This is a genomic window from Streptomyces sp. CA-111067 (assembly GCF_050956065.1).
In the GTDB taxonomy this organism is placed as follows: domain Bacteria; phylum Actinomycetota; class Actinomycetes; order Streptomycetales; family Streptomycetaceae; genus Actinacidiphila.
Genome location: NZ_CP192103.1, coordinates 4,337,045 through 4,355,875, shown reverse-complemented (window position 1 = coordinate 4,355,875; position 18,831 = coordinate 4,337,045). Strand labels below are relative to the sequence as shown.

14 protein-coding genes are annotated in these 18,831 nt (G+C 73.5%); 8 read left to right on the top strand and 6 right to left on the bottom strand.

Annotation, left to right across the window (positions count from 1 at the left end; translation table 11 throughout):
- The first annotated feature begins 42 nt into the window (after window positions 1–42).
- Together ACQPW6_RS18935 and ACQPW6_RS18930 are read left to right on the top strand one after the other, a co-directional pair.
- Window positions 43–678, top strand: coding sequence for a hypothetical protein (locus ACQPW6_RS18935; protein ID WP_433890823.1), 636 nt, complete (start codon window positions 43–45; stop codon window positions 676–678).
- Between the two features lie 273 nt (window positions 679–951).
- Window positions 952–1,812 (top strand): hypothetical protein, encoded by an 861-nt coding sequence (locus tag ACQPW6_RS18930; RefSeq protein ID WP_433890822.1) that lies wholly within the window; start codon window positions 952–954, stop codon window positions 1,810–1,812.
- A 9-nt stretch (window positions 1,813–1,821) separates the two neighbouring features.
- Here ACQPW6_RS18930 and ACQPW6_RS18925 read toward each other — a convergent pair whose 3' ends face one another.
- The 4 genes from ACQPW6_RS18925 to ACQPW6_RS18910 form a co-directional block, all read right to left on the bottom strand.
- The gene (locus ACQPW6_RS18925) at window positions 1,822–2,193 is read right to left on the bottom strand and encodes a hypothetical protein (RefSeq protein ID WP_433890821.1); all 372 of its coding nucleotides are present in this window, start codon (window positions 2,191–2,193) and stop codon (window positions 1,822–1,824) included.
- A gap of 152 nt (window positions 2,194–2,345) precedes the next feature.
- Complete coding sequence (locus ACQPW6_RS18920) at window positions 2,346–3,293, bottom strand: hypothetical protein (RefSeq protein ID WP_433890820.1); 948 nt, start codon at window positions 3,291–3,293, stop codon at window positions 2,346–2,348.
- A 329-nt stretch (window positions 3,294–3,622) separates the two neighbouring features.
- Window positions 3,623–4,732, bottom strand: a complete 1,110-nt coding sequence (locus ACQPW6_RS18915) for a metallophosphoesterase (protein WP_433890819.1) — start codon at window positions 4,730–4,732, stop codon at window positions 3,623–3,625.
- A gap of 514 nt (window positions 4,733–5,246) precedes the next feature.
- Window positions 5,247–6,353, bottom strand: a complete 1,107-nt coding sequence (locus tag ACQPW6_RS18910; RefSeq protein ID WP_433890818.1) for a LacI family DNA-binding transcriptional regulator — start codon at window positions 6,351–6,353, stop codon at window positions 5,247–5,249.
- Between the two features lie 292 nt (window positions 6,354–6,645).
- On the opposite strand from ACQPW6_RS18910, the gene hisC reads away from it, so the two are divergent.
- The 5 genes from hisC to ACQPW6_RS18885 all read left to right on the top strand — a co-directional run bounded on the left by hisC (window position 6,646) and on the right by ACQPW6_RS18885 (window position 16,275).
- Entirely contained in the window at window positions 6,646–7,731 is a 1,086-nt protein-coding gene (gene hisC, locus ACQPW6_RS18905; RefSeq protein WP_433890817.1) for a histidinol-phosphate transaminase, read from the top strand.
- A gap of 213 nt (window positions 7,732–7,944) precedes the next feature.
- Window positions 7,945–9,465 carry a cytochrome ubiquinol oxidase subunit I gene (locus ACQPW6_RS18900; RefSeq protein WP_433890816.1) on the top strand — a complete coding sequence of 507 codons (1,521 nt, stop codon included), beginning with the start codon at window positions 7,945–7,947 and terminating at the stop codon, window positions 9,463–9,465.
- 17 nt (window positions 9,466–9,482) lie between these two features.
- The gene (gene cydB / locus ACQPW6_RS18895) at window positions 9,483–10,487 is read left to right on the top strand and encodes a cytochrome d ubiquinol oxidase subunit II (RefSeq protein WP_433890815.1); all 1,005 of its coding nucleotides are present in this window, start codon (window positions 9,483–9,485) and stop codon (window positions 10,485–10,487) included.
- Window positions 10,488–10,556: 69 nt separating this feature from the next.
- Window positions 10,557–14,420: a thiol reductant ABC exporter subunit CydD gene (gene cydD, locus ACQPW6_RS18890; RefSeq protein ID WP_433890814.1), complete on the top strand. Its 3,864-nt coding sequence runs from the start codon at window positions 10,557–10,559 to the stop codon at window positions 14,418–14,420.
- Between the two features lie 37 nt (window positions 14,421–14,457).
- Window positions 14,458–16,275, top strand: a complete 1,818-nt coding sequence (locus ACQPW6_RS18885) for a GAF domain-containing protein (RefSeq protein ID WP_433890813.1) — start codon at window positions 14,458–14,460, stop codon at window positions 16,273–16,275.
- Window positions 16,276–16,285: 10 nt separating this feature from the next.
- On the opposite strand, the gene ACQPW6_RS18880 is transcribed toward ACQPW6_RS18885, so the two are convergent.
- Entirely contained in the window at window positions 16,286–17,164 is an 879-nt protein-coding gene (locus ACQPW6_RS18880; RefSeq protein ID WP_433890812.1) for an HAD family hydrolase, read from the bottom strand.
- A gap of 255 nt (window positions 17,165–17,419) precedes the next feature.
- A complete protein-coding gene (locus ACQPW6_RS18875) occupies window positions 17,420–17,803 on the bottom strand; it encodes a DUF6344 domain-containing protein (RefSeq protein ID WP_433890811.1) in 384 nt (127 codons plus the stop codon).
- Between the two features lie 155 nt (window positions 17,804–17,958).
- Between ACQPW6_RS18875 and ACQPW6_RS18870 the strand changes: the two genes are divergently transcribed.
- Window positions 17,959–18,831: an amidohydrolase family protein gene (locus ACQPW6_RS18870; RefSeq protein ID WP_433890810.1), complete on the top strand. Its 873-nt coding sequence runs from the start codon at window positions 17,959–17,961 to the stop codon at window positions 18,829–18,831.

The following is an 18,831-nucleotide window of genomic DNA, read 5'->3' as shown; positions in this document are numbered from 1 at the left end:
TACGGTTCTCGGTAGGACAGGGGATCGGGAAGGGGGCAGTTCATGGGGACCACCTACGAAGGCATGCTCGTCATGGCAGATGCGGCGCCGGTGTGCGCGGCTCTGTCAGCGGCCGGGTGGACGGCGATCGTCGCCCCGGTCGGCGCGGGGCGCACCGCGGTGGTGCCGCGCGAGGGTGCGTACGGGATCGCGGAGGTGGACACGCTCGGCGAGCTGCTCAGCGGTGCCGGCGCCGGCTTCGACGTGCTCGTCCACAGCGTGTTCGACTCCGACCTGCTGAGCCTGTACGTGTACCGGGGCGGGGAGTCCGTGCACGTGTACCACTCCGAGATGGGCTACCTGGGGCAGCCGTTCGAGGACGAGCACGGCGTGATGAAGATCGAGTTCGACGACGTGCTGTACGACGCCGACGACCCCGCACTGCCGATCGGCCCCCGCGGCGCCGACCCCGCCGCCTTCGCCCCGTTCGGCACCGGCACCGTGGACCTCGCCCGCCTCGGCGCCCTGCTCCGCGGCGAGAACCTGACCGAGGACGAGCAGATATTCGCCGAGCACCGGCACTGGTCCGTCGCCGAATCCCTGAACCTCCGCCCATCCCCCCTGACCACCGCCTACCGCCACACGAAGGCATCCGACCACCCGGAAGCGGTACTGATCGCCGCCGGAACGTCCGACTAACCCTGCACCGCCAGCGCCCGGCTGGTGAACCCGAGGCCGACCAGGCGCTCGCCGGCCCGGGTCACGTCGTATCGTCGGCATCCGGCACTGGGTGGGGCTGAGGTTCCGGGGGCGGACGAGAGGGGTGGGGTGGTGATCAGTTTGACGGTGGGGGCTGAGGTGCGGTCGCTTGTCTGGGAAGGGGACGAGCTCGTCGATGTGGTGGGCGGGGGGCGGCGGTGGGGCGTTGACGGGGTGGAGCGCGGGGGGCCGGCGGGGCTGGGGGCTGCGGACGTGGGCGTTGACCGGTGTGTCGTCTCGCCGTCCGGGCGGTTCACCGTGCTTTATGGCGAGCGCGGGACCGACGCATTGCTGTTCGACGGGGACCGGCTCGTCCGGGAGCTGCACCGGAGCAGTTATCACGCGGGCGACTTCGACTACCCGGTCGCGCTCGGGGCGCTGCCGGACGGGCGGGAGATCCTCGTGCACTGCCCGGACCGCTACGAGGTCCTGGAGATCGAGGACGCGGAGTCGGGTGAGCGGCTCACCCGTGGGGTCCGCGCGCCGGAGGACGTCTTCCACTCGCAGCTCGCGGTCAGCCCGGGCGGGACACACCTGCTGTCGGCGGGCTGGGTGTGGGCTCCTTACGGAATCGCCGCTGTCTTCAGCCTGAGGGAGGCGCTGGCGGACGCCGTCGTGCTGGACGGGCCGGGCTTGCTGCGCATGGCCCCCGGGATCGACGCCGAGGTGGTCTCCGCCTGCTGGCTCGACGACGACCGATTGGCGGTGGCGACCGGCGAGGAGGGCTTTGACGACGAGGAGCAGCCCGACCTCGGGCCGTGGGAGCTGGGGGTGTGGTCGCTCGCCGAAGGGCGGTGGCTTCGGCGCAGCCGGGTCGGCTTCTGCCTCGGCATGCTGATCGGGCGCGGCGACACGGTCGTGTCGCTGCACGGGCACCCCCGGCTGGTCGACGTCATGACCGGTGCCGTGGTGGCGGAGTGGCCCGCCGTCGAGGTGCCCCGCTGGGAGGGCAGCTACGGGGGCGGCCACATCCCGACGCCTGTCGCGGCCCTGCATCCGGACGGCACCCGGCTGGCCGTCGCCCAGCCCGGGGGCATCGCGCTCATCACCCTTCCCGCGGAGGGCGGGGCGTAGCGGGCCGGGTCAGTTGGCGTTCGGGGGGAGGGGTGGGGGCCAGCCCACCGTGGAGAAGCTGCGCCAGACGCCTGTGCCGCCGGTGTTCAGGGAGAACGTGGTGGCCAGATAGTCGCTGCGGCTTCCGAGCGGGCTGGTGCAGTGGGTGCCGCGGTAGAGGCGGATGTCCACGGTCGTGTGGTTGGTGACGTGGTCCACGCCGCCGGTGCCGAAAGTGGTGCAGTTGCCGCTGCCCTGGGGCGGGTTGGTGATCGAGCGGGTGAAGACCTCGCCGCGGGTGCCGACGACCGGGCCCGCGTTGGAGTCGGAGCAGGCCGACGCCACCAGGACGAGCGGGGCGATCGTGCACAGTGCTGCGAGCGGACGGCGGCGGACGCGCATGGCTTCTCCCGTACTGATCACGTGCAGGCCCGTGACCCGTGAACCGTTCTGATCCCGTGCTGACCAGGTACGGAAGAAGTCAAACAACGCCCGGGCCGCCCCGCGAGCGCAGCGCGCCCATCCGGGCGGCGCGCCCGGTCGCCGGCGCCCGGCTAGCGGTCGTTGTCCGGGCCGCCGAAGTCCGGGCTGGTGAAGTCGGGGCTGGAGTAGCGCGGCCCCTGGTGGCGCGGCGCGGACTGCGGGTCCTGCGGCGAGGAGAAGTCCGGCCGGGAGTAGCCCAGGTGCGGCATCCGCGAGGCGGGCCGGGCCGCCGGGAACGGCGACGGCGGCTCGGGCGCCGGGGTCAGGGCCGCGCTCGCGACCGCCTCGTCCAGAAAGGGCAGCATGCCCCGGTCGAGCAGCGCCTGGTGCCACCGCTCGCGTGCCCGTGCGACGTCGGGCGGCAGCGCCTCCGGCGAGTCGTGGATCGCCGACGAACCGTCCCGCAGCGCGGTGAGCAGCAGCCCGATCCCGCCGAGCAGGACGGCCGCGCCGGTGACGATCGCGAAGAACCAGCCCGCCGTGCGCAACGGCGACGCGATGGCCGGCTCCGGCGACACCGCGCTGAGCAGGTAGCCGATCAGCAGGAAGATGACCGCCGCCGCACCGGCGAGCAGCGGCGTCAGCACGGCGATGACGGCGGCCAGGCCGGCCCCCGACCCGGCCTCGTCGGCGACCCCCATCGCCGCGTAGCCGAACCTGCGGCTGTCCCGGAGCGACGCCGACTCCCGCGCGTCCTCCCGGGTCTCGGCGCGCAGCATCACGTACTCGTGGTACTCGGCGGCGGCCTGCCGGCTGATCTCCTCGGCGGCGGCGAGCGCCAGCGTGCGCAACTGCTCGGCGTTGAGCAGCCCGTCTCGCCCGGCCAGTCCGTCACGGCCGGTCAGCCCGTCACGTCCGGACATCGGGTCTCGCCCGGCGGCCTCGTCCCGGCGGCCGGCGGGCCCGGTGCTGCCGCCGGCGAGCCCCTCCTCGTCCTCGAGCACGATGCGCAGCGCGTCGTCCAGGACGTGTGAGAAGTCGGGGCGGTCCTCGTTGAGCAGGTGTGGAGCGGTGGTCATGCTGCATCCCCCGATGCTCCGACTCTCCGTGCGCGGCCGGTGTCCCTGGAGGGGGAACCGGCTCGGCCGGCCGAGTGCCCGGAGAGCGGTGTGCCTACGGATACAGCCGATGGTAGAGCCGACGGTCAGGCCGTGACAGGGCGCAACCAGGAAATGTGGAGTGTCGGGCGCTGCACGGATCGGGTCTGCCGGTCGCACCGGTGCGTGGGTCCGGGCCGGCCGGCGGCTGACCGACCGGCGGGAACCGTACGACCCGCGCCTCGGGCGGCCGGCGGGAACCGTACGACCCGCGCCCGGACCGATCCGCGCGCCCCCGCCCGGGCCGGCGGCTAGCCGACCGTCGGGAGCCGCGCGACGAGCAGCCGGCCGTCCATGGTCACGCCGCCGTCCATCGCCATCGCCAGACTCTCCGCGTAGACCATCGGCCCCTCCACCGGACGGCTGTGCTCCTCGCCGTCGCCCTGGTACTCGCCGCCGACCTCGCCCAGCAGGTACGGGATCGGGCTGTGGCCGTGCACCACCCGCTTGCCGCCGAAGGTGCCGAGCAGCTCGCGGGCCGCGTCCGGGCCGCCGTCGCCGCGGAACGCGAAGCGCTTGGTGAGCTTGCGGAACAGGTCCCAGCACTCGTCGGCGTCGCCGCGCTGCAGCACGCCGGTGACCGCGTCGTTCATCTCCTCGATGCTGCGGCCGTAGTCCAGGTACGCGGTGGTGTCGGAGTGCACCAGCAGGTGGTTGTCCGTCAGATGGGCCGCGTCCAGCCGGGAGATCCAGGTCAGATGGCGGTCCTCCAGCCGTTCCATGTCGGTGGTCTGGCCGCCGTTGAGCCGCCAGGCGGCCAGGAACGAGGCGGTGCCGCCGGTGGAGTTGACGGGGGTGTCGCCGAACCGGTGGGCGCCGAGCAGCAGCAGCTCGTGGTTGCCCATCAGCGCCCGGCAGTAGCCGCCGGCCGCGGCGGCCTCGGCGGACAGCTGCATGACGAGCTCGATGACGCCGATCCCGTCCGGGCCGCGGTCGGTGAAGTCGCCGAGGAACCACAGCCTGGCGCTGCCCGCCGACCAGTGGCCCTCCTCGTCCACCAGGCCCTGCGCGGCCAGCTCGGCGAGCAGTTCTGCCAGGTAGCCGTGCACGTCGCCGACCACGAAGAGCGGTCCTGGCGGCTGGTCGCCGGGGTCGGGCGAGGCGCTGATCACGGGCAGGTCCTGGGCGGTCGGCGTGTAGCCGTCGGGCACCAGCTGGGTGTCCCGGCGGGTGGGCTCGTAGCCGGGGGGCGCGGAAGGGGGCGCGAGGGGTGCCGGCGGGGGCGCGGACGCGGCGGGCGGTGGCGGCGGGGGCACGGAGCCCTGCGCGGCCAGCGGTTCGCGCGCCTCGGCGCCCAGCGGGGCGTCGAGCTGCGGCTCGACGTGCTCCCGGCCGGAGTTCGCGACCGGCGCACCCGTCACAGGGGAATGCGCCCCCGCGTGCTCCGATGCGCCCGCGGACCTCTGCACGCCCACCTGGCCCAGCCCGCCCGCGGACGGTTCCACGGCCCCGGAAGGCTGCCCGCCCGCCGCAACGGAAGCCGCGCCCGCAACCGGGACCGCGCCCGAAACCGGGACCGAGCCCGCAACAGAACCCGAGCCCGCAACGGAACCCGCGCCCGCGACCCGGGCCGCGCCCGAGCCCGCGACCGTCTCCCCGCCAACAGGCGGCAACCCGCCCGCGACCGGCTGAACCGCCCCCGCTCCGTACCCTGCGGCCGGCTCATAGGAGGGCGTCGCCCCGTAGCCGGGCGCGGGTTCGTACCCGGAACCGGGTTCGTACCCCTGACCTGCCCCCTGAGTCATCGACCCCTCCACGATCGCGCCGCCATCCGCCCATCATAGGAATGCCGCTGTCGCGTTGTGACATACCGGGGCGCCTGGTTTTTGCAGGCCGCAGACAAAACATCCCTTAGTCCCCCTGGTCGGGCCGCGATCACCCTTCGTCGCGGGCCGGACCGCGCGGATGGCTCACCGTCGTGCGGTGCGCGCGGCGCTGGGAGGACGTTCTGATGATCAGCTCGGTCGGCATCACCTGCTGCACCGGGTGCGCGGGACCGACACCCTCGATCGCGTCGATCAGCAGCTGCACCACCGCCGTACCGATCCGCCGCGGCTTGAGCGACAGCGTGGTGATCGGCGGCTCGGTGGCCGCGTAGCCGGTGCTCTCGCTGCAGCACACCAGCAGCAGGTCGTCCGGCACCCGCAGGCCGTAGCGGCGGGCGGCGGCGAGCAGATCGGTGCCGTTGGGGTCGAAGAGGCCGTAGACGGCGTCCGGCCGGTCGGGACGGGCGAGTAACCGGTCGGCGGCCACCGCGCCCGCACACGGATCGTGCGCGGGATACGCCTCGTAGACCGGCTCCTGGCCGACCCGTTCGCACCACTCCAGGTAGGCCGTGGTGGACAGCCGGGTGTACGTGTCCGTGCTGGTGCCGGTGAGCAGGCCGATCCGGCGGGCGCCGGCCTCCGCGAGGTGGTCGAGGATGCCGAGCACGGCCTCCTCGTGGTCGTTGTCCACCCAGGCGTGCACCGGCAGGCTGCCGGCCGGGCGGCCGTCGCTGACCACCGGCACGCCCTGCCGGACGAGTTCGGTGACCACCGGGTCCTGGTCGGACGGGTCGATCACCACGGTGCCGTCCAGCGCCACGTTCCCCCACACGTCGTGCCGGGAGGAGGCGGGCAGGATCACCAGGGCGTAGCCGCGGGCGAGCGCCGCGGAGGTGGCGGCCCGCGCCATCTCCGCGAAGTACGCGAACTCGGTGAAGGTGAACGGTTCTTCGCCGTACGTGGTGACCGTCAGCCCGATCAGCCCGGAGCGGCCGGTGCGCAGCGTGCGGGCGGCGGCGGACGGCCGGTAGCCCAGCCGGTCGGCGACCTCCCGTACATGGCGTCGGGTGGCGTCGGGCAGTCGGCCCTTGCCGTTGAGTGCGTCGGAGACAGTCGTGATCGAGACTCCGGCGGCGGCGGCGACGTCCCTGATGCCCGCCCGCTCCAGCCGGCGTCCGATGGGCCGGCTCGCCTGGTGGTTCCCTGCTGCTGTCATGGCGTGCCGATAGTAGGGCGGTGCTGGTCCATCCAGCCTCCGCCTCCTGAACCCCCCTGAAGATAGGTTTCTGCAAGATCGAATAACGGGGTTTCTCTGGCATATGCAGGCGGCAGGCCCCGCGCACGCCGCCATCCGACCCTCGTTCCGTCGATCCTCCGGTCATTGGTTCAGCGAATCGAGCGACGGCGTCTCACTCCTACGGGGGACGCGCGCCACCGCGCACGCCAGGGCGCGTGCTCCGGGAGCGGGTGGTCTCCCCAGCCGTCCGCGCCCCTCGTAAGGTGTGGCCATGACCCCCAAGCTGCGCGCGGAACTGGACGGCATCCCCACCTACGTACCCGGGCGACCCCCGGCCGGTGGCGACGGCGACTCCGACTCGGGGCCCGCCTTCAAGCTGTCCTCCAACGAGAACCCGTACCCTCCGCTGCCCGGAGTGCTGGAGGCGGCCACCGCCGCCGCGGGCGCCTTCAACCGCTACCCGGACCTGTCCTGCGCCGCGCTGGTCGCCGAACTCGCGGAGCGCTTCGACGTGCCCGCCGGGCATCTGGCCACCGGCACCGGCTCGGTCGGCGTGGCACAGCAGTTGCTACAGGCCACCTCGGGGCCCGGCGACGAGGTGATCTACGCCTGGCGGTCCTTCGAGGCCTATCCGATCATCACCCGGATCAGCGGCGCCCGGCCGGTGCAGGTGCCGCTGGACGCGGCCGAGACGCACGACCTGGACGCGATGGCGGACGCGGTCACCGATCGGACCCGGCTGATCTTCGTCTGCAACCCCAACAACCCGACCGGCACGGTGGTGCGGCGGGCCGCGCTGGAACGGTTCCTCGACCGGGTGCCGGCCGACGTGCTGGTGGTGCTGGACGAGGCGTACCGGGAGTTCAACACCGACCCCGACGTGCCCGACGGCATCGAGCTGTACCGGGACCGCCCGAACGTGGCCGTGCTGCGCACCTTCTCCAAGGCGTACGGCCTGGCCGGGCTGCGGATCGGCTTCGCCGTGGCGCACGAGCCGGTGGCGGCCGCGCTGCGCAAGACGGCGGTGCCGTTCGGGGTGAGCCAGCTCGCCCAGGACGCGGCGATCGCCAGCCTGCGCGCGGAGCCTGCGCTGCTGGAGCGGGTGGCCGCGCTGGTGGCGGAGCGGCACCGGGTGGTGGAGGCGCTGACCGCCCAGGGCTGGACGGTGCCCGAGACGCACGCGAACTTCGTCTGGCTGCGGCTGGGGGAGCGCACCGCGGAGTTCGCCGCGGCGGCGGAGCGGGCCGGTACGACGGTCCGGCCGTTCGCCGGCGAGGGCGTGCGGATCACCGTCGGTGAGACCGAGGCGAACGATCTGCTGCTGCGCACGGCTGAGGCGTTCCGCAAGGAGCTGTAGCCCCTTGAGGCCGGCCGGCGTCCGCGAGTCCGCTGTGGCCGTTCGCGCAGTTCCCCGCGCCCCTGGGTGATTGCCCCCTGAGGCCCGCTCCACCTGCGCCTTCGCCCCCGTTCACCCCCCGGTGAACGGGGGCGAACTGCTGTGCGTAAACTGAGCTTGTGAATGTATTCACGTTCACAAGCTCATCAGGTAAGACGCAAAAGGAGGCGTATCGTGCAGCAGCTGGCTCTGGGGCCACTGGACGTCGCCCGTTGGCAGTTCGGCATCACCACCGTCTACCACTTCCTGTTCATCCCGCTGACGATCTCGCTGTCCGCGTGCACCGCGGGGCTGCAGACCGCCTGGGTGCGGACCGGCAACGAGAAGTACCTCAGGGCCACCAAGTTCTGGGGCAAGCTCTTCCTGATCAACATCGCCATGGGTGTGGTCACCGGCATCGTCCAGGAGTTCCAGTTCGGGATGAACTGGTCGGCCTACTCGCGGTTCGTCGGCGACATCTTCGGCGCCCCGCTGGCCTTCGAGTCGCTGATCGCGTTCTTCTTCGAGTCCACCTTCATCGGGCTGTGGATCTTCGGCTGGGACAAGCTGCCCAAGAAGATCCACCTCGGCACCATCTGGATGGTCTCGCTCGGCACGATCCTGTCGGCGTACTTCATCCTGGCGGCCAACTCCTGGATGCAGCACCCGGTCGGCTACCACTACAACCCCAAGACCAAGCGGGCCGAGCTGAACGACTTCTGGGCGGTGCTCACCCAGAACACCGCGCTCGCCCAGTTCTTCCACACCATGTCCGCGTCCTTCCTCACCGGCGCCGCGTTCATGATCGGCATCTGCGCCTACCACCTGGCCCGCAAGCAGCACATCCCGGTGATGCGCTCCTCGCTGCGGCTGGCGCTGGTGGTCGCGGTGGTGGCCGGGGCGCTCACCGCGATCAGCGGCGACACCCTGGGCAAGGTCATGTTCAAGCAGCAGCCGATGAAGATGGCAGCGGCCGAGGCGCTGTGGGACGGCCAGAAGGGCGCGCCGTTCTCGATCTTCGCGTACGGCGACGTCGCCAAGGGGCACAACAGCGTCGAGATAGAGCTGCCGAACCTGCTGTCCTTCCTCGCCGACGACTCCTTCACCAGCTACGTGCCGGGCATCAACGACGTCAACGCCTCCGAGCAGCAGAAGTACGGCCCCGGCGACTACCGGCCCAACATCCCGGTCGCCTACTGGGGCTTCCGCTGGATGATCGGCTTCGGCGTGGTGTCGATCGGGGTCGGCGCGGCCGGGCTGTGGCTGACCCGGCGGAAGTTCTGGGTGGCGCCGGAGCACCGCACCGGCGAGGACGAGGTGCCGCACCTGATGCTGACCAGAGGGATGTCCCTCGGCGAGAAGCTGGGCCGCTGGTACTGGCGGATCGCCCTGCTGACCATGGTCTTCCCGCTGCTCGCCAACTCCTGGGGCTGGATCTTCACCGAGACCGGCCGCCAGCCATGGGTGGTCTACGGCGTGCTGCGCACTCGGGACGCGGTCTCCCCGCACGTGTCCACCGGCGATGTGCTCACCTCGGTGATCGTCTTCACCCTGCTGTACGGGGTGCTCGCCGTGGTCGAGGTGCGGCTGCTGGCGAAGTACGCCAAGGCGGGCCCGCCGGAGCTGACCGACGACGACCGCCGGTCCCCCACCCGTATCGGCGGCGGCGGTGACGGCGACGCGGACGCCGACCGGCCGATGGCCTTCTCCTACTAGGCCGCGAGGAGCGCGACATGCATCTGCACGACGTCTGGTTCGTCATCATCGCGGTCCTGTGGACCGGCTACTTCTTCCTCGAAGGGTTCGACTTCGGGGTCGGCGTCCTCACCAGGCTGCTGGCCCGCGACCGCACCGAGCGGCGGGTGCTGATCAACACGATCGGCCCGGTCTGGGACGGCAACGAGGTCTGGCTGATCACCGCGGGCGCCGCCACCTTCGCGGCCTTCCCCGAGTGGTACGCCACCCTGTTCTCCGGCTTCTACCTGCCGCTGCTGGTCATCCTGGTCTGCCTGATCGTGCGCGGGGTCGCCTTCGAGTACCGCGCCAAGCGGGACGACGAGCGCTGGCAGCGCAACTGGGAGCACGCGATCTTCTGGACCTCGCTGGTGCCCGCGATCCTGTGGGGCGTGGCGTTCGCCAACATCGTCCGCGGGGTGAAGATCGACGCCAGCAAGGAGTACGTCGGCGGTTTCTGGGACCTGCTGAACGGCTACGCGCTGCTCGGCGGGCTGGTCACGCTGGCCCTGTTCACCTTCCACGGCTCGGTGTTCGTCTCGCTCAAGACGGTCGGCCCGATCCGGGAGCGGGCCCGGGCGACGGCCACCAGGGTCGGGCTGATCACGGCGGTGCTCGCGGTGGTCTTCCTGGTCTGGACCCAGGCCCACACCGGCAACGGCCGCAGCCTGGTCGCGCTGGTCGTGGCGGTGGCCGCGCTGGTGGCCGCGCTGGGCGCGAACCTGGCCGGCCGGGAGGGCTGGTCGTTCGGACTGTCCGGCGTGACGATCGCCGCGGTGGTCGCCATGTTCTTCCTGGCGCTCTTCCCCGACGTGATGCCGTCCTCGCTCAACAGCGACTGGAACCTGACCGTCAGCAACGCGTCGGCGACCCCGTACACGCTGCGGATCATGACCTGGTGTGCGGCCGTGGCTCTGCCGCTGGTGCTGCTCTACCAGGGCTGGACGTACTGGGTGTTCCGCAAGCGGATCGGCACGCAGCACATCGCGAACGCGGCGCACTGATGTTCCACGTGGAACATACGGCGCGCATGGCCTGGATACGTCGAGACAGCTCGAAAGGCGATGTTTCACGTGAAACCTGTTGATCCGAGGCTGCTGCGGTACGCGCGGACCACCCGGTGGTTTCTGGCCGGGTCGGTGGCGCTGGGGCTGGCCGGGGCCGGGCTGATCGTTGCTCAGGCGGCGCTGATCGCCGATCTGGTGGTCGGCGGGTTCCAGCACGGGGACGGGGCCGGGGCGCTGCGCGGTGAGCTGCTGTGGCTGGCGGCCGTCGCGGTCGGCCGGGCGCTGGTGGCGTGGCTGACCGAGCTGTGCGCGTACCGGGCCGGGGCGGCGGTGAAGTCGGAGCTGCGCGGCCGGCTGCTCGCGCACGCGACCGCGCTCGGTCCCGGCTGGCTGACCGGCCGGCGCAGCGGCGAGCTGACCACGCTGGCCACCCGCGGGGTGGACGCGCTGGACGACTACTTCGCCCGCTATCTGCCGCAGTTGGGGCTCGCGGTGGTGGTGCCGGCGGTGGTGATCGCCCGGATCGGGTCCGCGGACTGGGTGTCGGCGGCGACCATCGTGGTGACGCTCCCGCTGATCCCGCTGTTCATGGTGCTGGTCGGCTGGGTCACCCGGGACCGGATGGACCGGCAGTGGCGGCTGCTCGGGCGGCTGTCCGGGCACTTCCTGGACGTCGTCGCCGGGCTGCCCACGCTGAAGGTGTTCGGCCGGGCGAAGGCGCAGGCCGAGAACATCCGGGCGATCACCGGCGACTACCGGCGCGCCACGCTCAAGACGCTGCGGATCGCGTTCCTGTCCTCGTTCGTGCTCGAACTGCTCGCGACGCTGTCGGTGGCGCTGGTCGCCGTCGGCATCGGGATGCGGCTGGTGCACGGGGAGCTGTCGCTGCGCACCGGGCTGCTGATTCTGGTGCTCGCGCCCGAGGCGTATCTGCCGCTGCGGCAGGTCGGGGCGCAGTACCACGCGGCGGCGGAGGGGCTGGCCGCGGCGGAGCAGGTCTTCGAGGTGCTGGAGACGGCGCCGGCCGCCGCCCGGGCCGGCGCCCCGGCGCCCGACCTGCGGACCGCCGTGATCAGCGTGCGGGGGCTCGCGGTGCGGGACGAGGGGGTGCTCGCCGCCACCACGTTCACGCTCGCGCCCGGCGAGACGGTCGCCGTCACGGGACCCAGCGGGGTCGGCAAGACGACGCTGCTGAACGCGCTGCTCGGCTTCGCGGCCCCCGCCGCCGGGCGGATCCTGGTGGACGGCGCCGACCTCGCCGGACTCGACCAGGCGTCCTGGCACCGGCAGATCGCCTGGGTGCCGCAGCGCCCGCACCTGTTCGCGGGCACGGTCGCGGACAACGTCCGCCTCGCCCGCCCCGACGCCGACGACACCGCCGTCCGCCAGGCCCTGGCCGACGCCGGCGCACTGGACTTCGCCTCCCCCGCCGACCTGATCGGCGAGGACGGCGCCGGCCTGTCCGCGGGCCAGCGCCAGCGCATCGCCCTGGCCCGCGCCTTCCTCACCGACCGCCCCCTGCTCCTGCTGGACGAGCCGACAGCCAACCTCGACGGCGACACGGAGGCCGAGGTGATCGCCACCCTCCGCCACCTGACCCGCTCCCGCACCACGTTGCTGATCGCCCACCGCCCGGCCCTCCTCCCGCTGGCGGACCGCGTGCTCCACCTCTCGCCGGAGGCGGCAGCGGACCGAGAGGGGTCGCCCGGCGACCGCGCCGGCGCCGGCGCCACGGCTGCCGCCGCCCGCCGCGCAGGGACGGCGCCTGTTGCGGCCGAGCGCGAGCCCGGTCATGGGGGCGCGGCTGCCGCCCGGCAGGCGGAAGCCCGGCCCGTCGGCGGACGGGTGCAGGTCGACGCCGGCCAGCCGGAGCGGGAGCCGGCCGGCGACGGGCGGGCCGAAGCCGGCGCTCCGCGTGCCGGCGTGACGGCCCCGGCCGGCCGGCCGCACGACGAGCAGCGAGATGGCCCGGGCGGGACCGGCTCCATGGCGGACCCCCGGCCGCCAGCCGTGGCAGCGGCCGGTCGGCGGGTTGGGACGCTGCCCGTCGCCGCCGTGCCCAACCGGCGCGCGCCCGATCATGGCGCCGCCGACCGGCGGGCGGACGACGACACACAGCATGCCCGCGGCCGCGGCCTCCGGCCTGCCGGGCGGAGCCTGCTCGGGCTCAGCGACGGCGGCCTCGGCGGTGTCACCGGGTTCCGGCGGCGGTTTGTGCTTGCCTGCGCTCTCGGGGCGGTCGCGCTGCTGAGCGCGGTCGGGCTCATGGGGACGTCCGGGTGGTTGATCAGCCGGGCGTCGCAGCAGCCGCCCGTGCTCTATCTGATGGTGGCGGTCACCGCTACCAGGACGTTCGGGATCGGGCGGGCCGTGTTCCGGTACGGGGAGCGGCTGGTCGGGCATGACGCGGTGTTCCGGGCGCTCGCCGGGGTGCGGGTGGCCGTCTACCGGCGGCTGGAGCGGCTGGCTCCCGGCGGGCTCGGCCGGGCCCGCCGCGGTGACCTGCTGTCCCGGCTGGTCGCCGACGTGGACGGCGTGCAGGACTACTTCCTGCGCTGGCTGCTGCCCGCGATCACCGCGGGCCTGGCGGCCACCGCCACCGCTGCCTTCGTCGGCTGGCTGCTGCCCGCCGCCGGGCTGATCCTCGCCGCCGGGCTGCTGCTCGCGGGGGCCGCGGTGCCGGCGCTGTCCGCCGCCGTGGCCCGGCGCACCGCCGCCCGGCTGGCCCCGGCGCGCGGCGAGCTGTCGGCCCGGGTGCTGGGGCTGTTCACCGGCACCGCGGAGCTGACGGTGGCGGGCGCGCTGCCCGAGCGCCGCCGCGAGGCCGCCGCCGCGGACCGCACGCTGACCCGGATCGCGGCCCGTTCGGCCGCCGCCACCGCGCTCGGCGCCGGACTGACCGCCCTGGTCGGCGGCCTGACGGTGACGGCCTGTGCCGCCGCCGGCCTGCACGCCGTCCAGGCCCACCACCTCAAGGGCGTGCTGCTCGCGGTCGTCGTCCTCACCCCGCTCGCCGCGTTCGAGGCGGTCGCCGGGATGCCGGTCGCCGCCCAGCAGCGGCAGCGCAGCCGCCGGGCCGCCGACCGGGTGCGGGACGTACTGGACGCGCCCGCGCCGGTCCGCGAACCGGAAGCGCCCGCCGAGCCGCCGGCGACCCCGTTCCCGCTGGTGGTCAGCGGTCTGACGGCCCGCCACCCGGGCCGCACCGCCCCCGCGCTCAAGGGCGTCAGCCTCACCCTCACCGCCGGCCGCCGGATCGCGGTGGTCGGCGCCTCGGGCGCGGGCAAGACCACGCTCGCCCACGTACTGCTGCGCTTCCTGGACGCCGAGGAGGGCACGTACACCCTGGCGGGCCGGCCCGCCGCCGAGCTCGACGGCGACGACGTCCGCCGCCTGGTGGGCCTGTGCGCGCAGGATGCGCACGTCTTCGACAGCTCGGTGCGGGAGAACCTGCGCCTGGCCCGGCCCGGAGCCGACGACGCCGAACTGCGCGAGGCGCTGGCCGCCGCCCGGCTCGACCTCGACCTGGACACCGCGGTCGGCGAGCACGGCGCCCGGCTGTCCGGCGGCATGCGCCAGCGCCTCGCGCTGGCCCGCGCGCTGCTGGCCCGCTTCCCCGTCCTCGTCCTCGACGAACCCGCCGAGCACCTGGACCTGGCCACCGCCGACGCGCTGACCGCCGACCTGCTGGCGGCGACCCGCGGCGTCACGACGCTGCTGATCACCCACCGGCTGGCCGGCCTCGCCGCGCGGGACGGCGCCGACGCCGTGGACGAGATCGTCGTCCTCGACCGCGGCCGGGTCGTGCAGCGCGGCACGTACGCCGAACTGGCCGCCGCCGACGGCCCGTTCCGCCGCACGCTGGAGCGGGAGCGGGCCACCGACGCGGCGGCGGCCCCGCGACGGGTCGCGGTGACCGTCGCGGCTTGACCGGGTCCGGCCCGGCGGACGAAATACCGTGACCCCCATGACGGACAAAAAGGGCACCGCAGACAAGGCTTCCACGAGGGCCGCCGACCCCACCGTCCTGAGCTTCCAGGACATCAGCTCCCGGATCACCGACCGGCTGCCCGAGCTCCTGGAAGCCGTCGTCTCCGTCGGCAGCGGCATCGGCCTGCACGCCACCCTGCGCAGGATCGTGGAGACCGCGGCCGAACTGGCCGGCGCCCGCTACGCCGGCCTCGGCGTGCTCAAGCCCGACGCCGCCGCGCTCGCCGACTTCATCACGTTCGGCATCAGCGAGGAGGAGGCCGCCGCCATGGGCAGGCTGCCCGACGGCCACACCGGCCTGCTCGGCGAGCTGATCAGGCACCCGGTCCCGCTGCGGCTGGCCGACCTCAAGGCCGACGCCCGCTCCTCCGGCCTGCCGCCCGGCCACCCGCCGATGCACAGCTTCCTGGGCGTGCCGATCCGCGTGCACACCGAGATCTTCGGCAACCTCTACCTCACCGAGAAGCGCGGTGGCGCCGAGTTCACCGACGAGGACCTGCGCATGCTGCGGATCTTCGCGCTGGAGGCCGGCATCGCGATCGGCAACGCCCGGGTCTACGAGGCCACCCGGCAGCGGGAGCACTGGATCAGCGGCTCGGCTGCCGTCACCACCGCGCTGCTCACCGGCGTCGAGGGCAGCGCCGCGATGGACGTCGTCGCGGCCGAGGCCCGCAAGCTCGCGGAGGCCGCCGCGGCCCTGGTGCTGGTGCCGGACCGGCGCCAGGACGGGACCGAGGACGACCTGGTGGTCGTGGTGGCCGCCGCCGACGACCGCACCGAGACCGGCGATCCGGGGACGATGGCCGGCACCGTGCTGACCTCGGACAGCCCGATCGCCGCGCAACTGCTGCGCGGCGAGCCCGTCTTCATCAACGACTGCGCCACCGATCCGCGCACCAGGACCAACCTGGCCAGCCGGTTCGGGCCGTGCATGATGCTGCCGCTGGAGAACAACGACCGGGTGATCGGCATCCTGGCGCTGCCGCGCGCGCACGGCGCCCACCACTACACCGACGCCGAACGCGTCCTGGCCACCCAGTTCGCCAAGCAGGCCGCGCTCGCCCTCGTCCTGGCCGACGTCCAGCGCGACCGGGAACGGCTCGCGGTCTACCAGGACCGCGACCGGATCGCCCGCGACCTGCACGACCTGGTCATCCAGCGGCTGTTCGCCACCGGCCTGATGCTGGAGGGGGCCGGCCGCAGGTCCCGTACCCCCGAGGTCGGCGAGAAGATCGGCCAGGCGGTGGAGGAGCTGGACGCCACGATCCAGGAGGTGCGCACCGCCGTCTACGCGCTGCACCACGGCGAGGACGACGACGCCCCGTCCGGCTTCCGGGCCAGGGTGCTGCGGGAGATCGGCACCGCGGCCGTCCCACTGGGCTTCCAGCCGTCGGTGCGGTTCAGCGGCGCGGTGGACACGCTGGTCGTCGAGCCGACCGCGCGCAACCTGGTCGCGGCGCTGCGCGAGGTGCTCTCCAACGCCTTCCGGCACGCCCGCGCCTCGAAGATCGAGGTGGACATCGACGCCACGGTCACCCTCCCCGACGGCCGCGGCGGCGTCCGGATGACCGCCACGGACGACGGCGTCGGCATCCAGGAGGGCGGACGGCGCAGCGGCCTGCGCAACCTCCTGCGGCGGGCGGAGGCGCTCGGCGGCACGAGTACGTACGGGCGCGGGCCTGACGGGAGCGGCACGACGGTGGTCTGGGAGGCCCAGCTCCAGCCCCCGGAGGCGGTGGCCGCAGGTCCCGGGTCCGCCCGGGGCGTCACGGGCGCGAGCGGGGACGCGGGCTGAAGCAGCGGCGTCACGGGCGGCGGGCCGCGATGATCCGCTCGATCACCCGGGCGACGCCGTCGTCCTCGTTGGACGCCGTCCGGCGCGTGGTGGCCGCCAGCACGTGCGGGTGGGCGTTGGCGACCGCGTAGGACGTGCCCGCCCACTCCAGCATCGCCAGGTCGTTGGGCATGTCCCCGAAGGCGACGACCTCGGCGGCGGTCACCCCGCGCGCCGCGCAGCAGCGGGCCAGGGTGGTGGCCTTGCTGACGCCGGTGCCGCTGACCTCCAGCAGCGCCGACTCGCTGGACCGGGTGATCTCGCCGTGGCCGCCGGCCACCGCCAGGGCGGTCGCCAGGAATTCGTCAGGATCGATCGTGCGGTGCTTGGCCAGCAGCTTCAGAAGCGGGCCTCCGCTGTCGTCGGCGAGCAGTTCGTCCACGGAGGCGCAGAGCACGTCGGGGATCGGTTCGAGGGTGACGTAGTCCGGCTCCCGGCGCAGCATGCCGTCGCCGCGCTCGACCGCGTAGGTGGTGCCGGGTACCGCCTCGCGCAGGGCGCGGGCCACCGCGAGGGCGTCGGCGGCGGCCAGCGGGAACGCCTCGGCCAGCCGGTCCTGCCGCAGGTCGTACACCGCGGCTCCGTTGGCCAGGATCGCCATGCCGTGGCCGGCCAGGTGCTCGGCGACCACGCCCATCCAGCGGGCCGGCCGTCCGGTCGCGAAGAAGACCTCGATCCCGGCCGCTTCGGCGTCGGCGAGCGCGGCGACCGTGCGGCGCGACACCGTTCCGTCGCGGCGCAGCAGCGTTCCGTCCAGGTCCGTGGCGATCAGCCGCGGTGAAGGCGCGGCGAACGCGGCGTCCGGATCAGGGGACTGGGGCTGCCCGCCGGGCTCGATGGTTGAGGTCACGCCCCCATCCTCCCGTACTCCGCGCCGGGCCTCCGCACAAAGGTGCGGACGGCCGCTCAGCCGAGCCCGTGGGAACGGGTCGTACGGCCGGGGGGCGTACAGAAGCGGCAGGCGTCACCGCAGGTCTGAAGTTCTGGGGTGGTGCGTCTCACACACAGGTGGTGCGGGTCGTGCTGTTCCTACGGGTTCCACGAGTCGTACCGGTGGTGCAGGAGGGTCTGTCGTGCGGTGTTCGCGCTGCGTACGGGGGCGGGGTCAGCAGACGGCCGGCTCCGGTGCGCGGTCCGCGCCGGTGCGCCGCTCGCGGGCGTCGCGGTCCTCGTAGGCGTCGATCGCGTCGGTGAACACGTCCCCGCTGAGCACGCTGCGCGCGGAGGGTGAGGCGCCGTGTGCCTCGGCCCTGATCCGCTGCTTCATCGTCGGCGGCAGCGACCGCTCCCGTTCCCGGCGCGGCGCCGGCAGCAGGGTCCCGGTCCGCGGCGCGGTGGGGGTCGCGGCGACCGCGGGGGCGGCGGCCGGAGCCGGGGCCACCGGCTGGACCTTCGTACGGGCGGGGGTCGCGAACCCCAGCGCGGCGACGCACTTGAGGAGCACGCTCACGAACGCGCTCCAGAACGAGGTGATACCGGTGACAGCCATGATCCAGGTCCTCTTTCGATCTCGTCATACGGTGAGCTGACAGATCTGATCATGGGGAAGCCAGCACGGATTCACGTGAGCCGCACCCGGGATTCGCCGATATTCACATCAACGCCACTCGGTTGGTCCAATCCCGGCTGGATAAGCTGCCGAGCATGTCAGAGCGCGCCGCCGTCGCCGCCTTCCGCCGGTCCCTCGGCCTGGACTCGTTGATCGACGTGCACACCCACTTCATGCCGGAGCGGCTGCTCGCCAAGGTGTGGGCGTACTTCGACGCGGCCGGCCCGCTGGTCGGGCGCCGCTGGCCGATCGCGTACCGCGCGGCGGAGAAGGAGCGGCTCGACGTGCTGCGCGGCTTCGGCGTCAGCGCGTTCACGTCCATGCTCTATCCGCACAAGCCCGGCATGGCCCGCTCGCTCAACGACTGGGCGGCCGAATTCGCCGCCCGCACCCCCGACTGCCTGCACACGGCGACGTTCTTCGCCGAGCCGGGCGCCGGCCAGGACGTGCGGCGGGCGCTCGGCCAGGGCGCGCGGGTGTTCAAGTGCCACCTCCAGGTCGGCGGCTTCGACCCCAACGACCCGCTGCTGGACGAGGTGTGGGGCCTGCTGGCCGAGACCGGCGTCCCGGTGGTGACGCACTGCGGCTCCGGGCCGGTGCCGGCGGCCTTCACCGGCCCCGGCCCGATCGCCGCGCTGCTGGCCCGGCACCCCCGGCTGCGACTGGTCGTCGCGCACCTGGGGATGCCGGAGTACGAGGAGTTCCTCGGCCTGGCGGAACGCTTCGGGCGGGTCATGCTCGACACCACCATGGCCTTCACCGACTTCAGCGAGTCCGCCGCGCCCTTCCCCCGGGCCGCGCTGCCCCGGCTGGCCGACCTCGGCGACCGGGTGCTGCTCGGCACGGACTTCCCGAACATCCCGTACGCGTACCCGGACGCGCTGCACGCCCTGGAGCGCACCGGCCTCGGCCCGGCCTGGCTCCGCGCCGTCTGCCACGACAACGCGGCGCGGCTCTTCGCCCTCTGA